This window comes from Kitasatospora sp. NPDC059571 (assembly GCF_042735675.1).
Classification (GTDB): Bacteria; Actinomycetota; Actinomycetes; order Streptomycetales; family Streptomycetaceae; genus Kitasatospora.
This window is the reverse complement of record NZ_JBHWBW010000057.1, coordinates 1-3,322: the sequence shown is the minus strand read 5'-3', so window position 1 is coordinate 3,322 and position 3,322 is coordinate 1. Positions and strand designations below refer to the sequence as shown.

General features: G+C 74.5%; 4 protein-coding genes. 1 reads left to right on the top strand and 3 read right to left on the bottom strand.

Annotation, left to right across the window (positions count from 1 at the left end):
• Positions 1–280: 280 nt before the first annotated feature.
• Positions 281–919 (top strand): DUF998 domain-containing protein, encoded by a 639-nt coding sequence (locus tag ACFV0G_RS09730; protein WP_380544436.1) that lies wholly within the window; start codon positions 281–283, stop codon positions 917–919.
• A gap of 44 nt (positions 920–963) precedes the next feature.
• Here ACFV0G_RS09730 and ACFV0G_RS09725 read toward each other — a convergent pair whose 3' ends face one another.
• The 3 genes from ACFV0G_RS09725 to ACFV0G_RS09715 all read right to left on the bottom strand — a co-directional run bounded on the left by ACFV0G_RS09725 (position 964) and on the right by ACFV0G_RS09715 (position 3,130).
• Positions 964–1,551 (bottom strand): GNAT family N-acetyltransferase, encoded by a 588-nt coding sequence (locus ACFV0G_RS09725; protein ID WP_380544433.1) that lies wholly within the window; start codon positions 1,549–1,551, stop codon positions 964–966.
• A 181-nt stretch (positions 1,552–1,732) separates the two neighbouring features.
• Positions 1,733–2,089, bottom strand: a complete 357-nt coding sequence (locus ACFV0G_RS09720) for an MmcQ/YjbR family DNA-binding protein (RefSeq protein WP_380544430.1) — start codon at positions 2,087–2,089, stop codon at positions 1,733–1,735.
• Between the two features lie 102 nt (positions 2,090–2,191).
• A complete protein-coding gene (locus ACFV0G_RS09715; protein WP_380544427.1) occupies positions 2,192–3,130 on the bottom strand; it encodes a hypothetical protein in 939 nt (312 codons plus the stop codon).
• Positions 3,131–3,322: the final 192 nt, after the last annotated feature.

Below are 3,322 nucleotides of genomic sequence, written 5' to 3'. Positions count from 1 at the left end.
GCACGTGGGTGTCGACCAGGCCCGGCAGCAGCGCGGTGTCGCCGAGGTCGGTCAGGGGGGGGGCGCCCGGGGGGCGCGCGCCGCGGGGGGGGGCCGCGGGGCTGAGCGCGCGCGCGCCCCCCACCCCGGCGGCCCGCCCCGCGGCCGGGCGGGCGCCGCGGTTTCGAGGGGGGCGGCCACGGGAAAATCGGGAGGTACTGAGCATTTCGGGTGGCTGAGGGGACGTCTCATGACCCACCGTGACTCCGTAATCGACCCTCAAAATCAGGATCCACAGACCGTGCAGCGCCTACGCTTCGGCGTCGGCATCATCGGCTTCCTGCTTCCGATCGTCCTGCTGGTCGGCAACAGCATCACCTCGGCGCGGTTCGTGCTGCTCGCCTCCATGAGCGCGTCGTACTACACGCACATGCGCAACATCTTCGTCGGCAGTCTGTGTGCGATCGGGGTCTTCCTGATCTGCTACCGCCACGACCGGCGCGAGGACCGGCTGAGCTCGCTGGCCGGCGTGTTCGCGATCCTCGTGGCGCTCTTCCCCACGCTCCCGCCGTCCTCCCTCGCACCGCATCCGAGCGACGTGCAGACGACGTTCGGGATCCTCCATCTCTGCTTCGCCGGCGGGCTGTTCGGCGTCCTCGCCTTCTTCTGCCTGCGGCTCTTCGGCGACTCCCGCGGGCACGGCGAACGCCGACTCCACAACTGGGTCTACCTGACCTGCGGTTGGGTCATCGTCGGCTCCATCGTGGTGATCGCCGCGGCAGGCGCACTGCACTTCGCCTGGGACTTCCCGCTGACCCTCACCTACGTCGGCGAGGCGGTGTCGGTGTTCGCGTTCGGTCTCGCCTGGCTCGTCAAGAGCGAGGCGCTCACCGGACTCGCCCCCACCGGCGCCGCCGGGCCCGGGCCCGCCACGGCGTAGGCCCTCCGGACGGGCACGGCCGGCCCGCCGGGGCGGCGGGGGCGTCAGGGAATCCCGGCGCCCCAGCCGCCTCCCCACTCGGCGGCCAGCGCCGCATAGACCAGGGTGTCCCGCCAGGTGCCGTCGGAGCGCCGGGCGTGGCGGCGCAGCGGTCCCTCGCGGACGGCGCCGAGGCCGGACAGCGTGAGCTGGGACCGGACGTCGAGATGGTCGATCTGCCACTGGACGCGGCCGAAGGCCAGGTTCTCGAAGGCGTGGCGGAGCAGCAGGATGTGGGTCTCGGCCGTCACCGGGGTGTCCCAGGTGGAGCGCGCGGCCCAGTGCCAGCCGATGTCCAGGCGCTCGTCGACGACCGAGATGTCGGTGTACGCGATCCATCCGGCGGCCCGGTTGGTGCCGGCCGGGACGATCGCGAACAGCATCGCCCCTCCGGCGGACTGCTGGGCCAGCCGCTGCTGGACCAGCATGTGCATCTCCTCGACGGTGTACGGCGTGACCACGGGCAGCCACTGCCAGATGCCGTCGTCGCGGCTGCCGGCAAGGTGCAGGTCGGGTACGTGCGCCGTGGTCAGCGGCTCCAGCCGGACGTACCGGCCGTGCAGGACGACGGGCGCCAGGGGCCGTGGTGCCATGCCGAGCAGGCTAACCCCGACCGGCGATTCCGGACAGGGGGCTGCAAAACAACGAACGGCGGAAGGCCCTGCGCCGAACTGTTCCGTCGCGGGACGTGTTCGGGCGGCTCCGCGGCCGCGCCGCCCGGCCGCGCCGGGGGACCAGGGCGCGGGGTAGCGACGGCGAGTGCGACGAGCCCGGTCAGGCGTGCGGGCCCGGCGTGTCGAAGTAGGCGGCGGCGACCTTGCGGGGGACGACCATCCGCCAGGCGTCGAGGACGAGTTCGCGCATCTCGTCGGCGTCCACGGCGGCCGTCCGGACCTGGACCCAGTTGAAGCGCTCGTCCGCGGGGTCGGGCGGCAGGAAGGTCCCGGGGGCGGAGGCGATCAGCGCGTCGCGCTCCTCCTTGGCGTAGGCGAAGCCGAGCACCGACTCGTCCCGGCTGAACGCGAGGTAGACGATCCGGCCGACCCGGAACTTGACCCGGTCGCGGACCAGCGCCTCCTCGCTGCGGGGCAGCGACAGCGCGAGTCGGCGTACTTCCTCGACGGTGACCATCCGGTCAGCCTGCCACGGGTACGGCCCTCGGCGCCCCGGGCGACAGGCATGACGGCGGCTCGCGCCGCACGCAGGCAGCCCGGGTCGAGATCTGATGAAGCGTCATACCCTGCCCTCCACCGGGGCACCGACGAGGAGTTGGGCCCAGGTGGCGTGGCCGGAGGGGGCGGGGCCGGTGCAGAGCCAGAGGGTGCAGTGGCCGTCGCGGTCGACCAGCGCGGTGAGTTCGCCGGCGCGGCCGGCCCTGGGCAGGGCGGGGCCGGGGTGGCGCTCGCCGACGGGGACGGCGTCCGGGGTGTGCGGGACGGCCGGCGGGAGGGGGTCGGTCTCCCTCGGCATCAGCCAGATCTGGGCCCACCGCTCGGACTGGAACGCGCCGCCGTTGTCGGTCTTGGAGAGGCCGAACAGGCCCTGTCCGCCGGTGCTCTCACCGAGGACGCCGATGCCCTGGTCGCCGACCCCGGCGACCCCCGGGCCGAACCCGCTGCGGCCGATCACCCCGGCGCCGGCGTCGCCCTCCCCGGCGACCCCGGTGTCGCCCTTGCCGCGGACACCGGTGCCGGTGGACGACAGGCCGACCACGCCGCCAGGTTCCACCGCCTCGTACGCGGGGTCGCGCAGGGTGCCGTCGGCGTAGCCGAGCACGCCGTTGGCCCCGCGGCCGAACAGGCCCGGGGAGTTGCCGCCGCCGACGCCGAGCACGCCGGCCTGGACCTGCTGCTCGTCCGGCCGGTCGCGGGCGACCGCGTGGACGTAGCCGACGACGCCGTTGGCGCCGCGGGCGACCACACCGTTGCCGGGCGGGACGGGGCCGAGGACGCCGCTGGTGGGGAACGCGACGGTGCCGGTGGCGTGGAGGGCGTCGATGCCCTCCGGGTTGCGGGGCAGGACGTGGTCGCCGACGGTGGCGATCTTGAGGACGAAGTCCTCCTGGTAGCCGTCCGGGTCGTCCCCGGAGGCGAGCAGGACGGTCCGCTCGCCGCTGCGGTTGGTCCGGCCGACCACCAGGTCGTCGCCGGCCTCGTCGGCTCCTGCGCCCATGGGGTCCTCCTGTCGTCGGTGGAGCGGGCCCGCGGCACCGGCTCCGCATCCACCTTCGGCAGGCCGGTGCCGCCGCCGCACGGCCGGTCGTCCGAACGGGTCCCCGCGCGGCCGGTCGTCCGAACGGGTCCCCGCGCGGCCGGTCGTCCGAACGGGTCCCCGCGCGGCCGGTCGTCCGAACGGGTCCCCGCG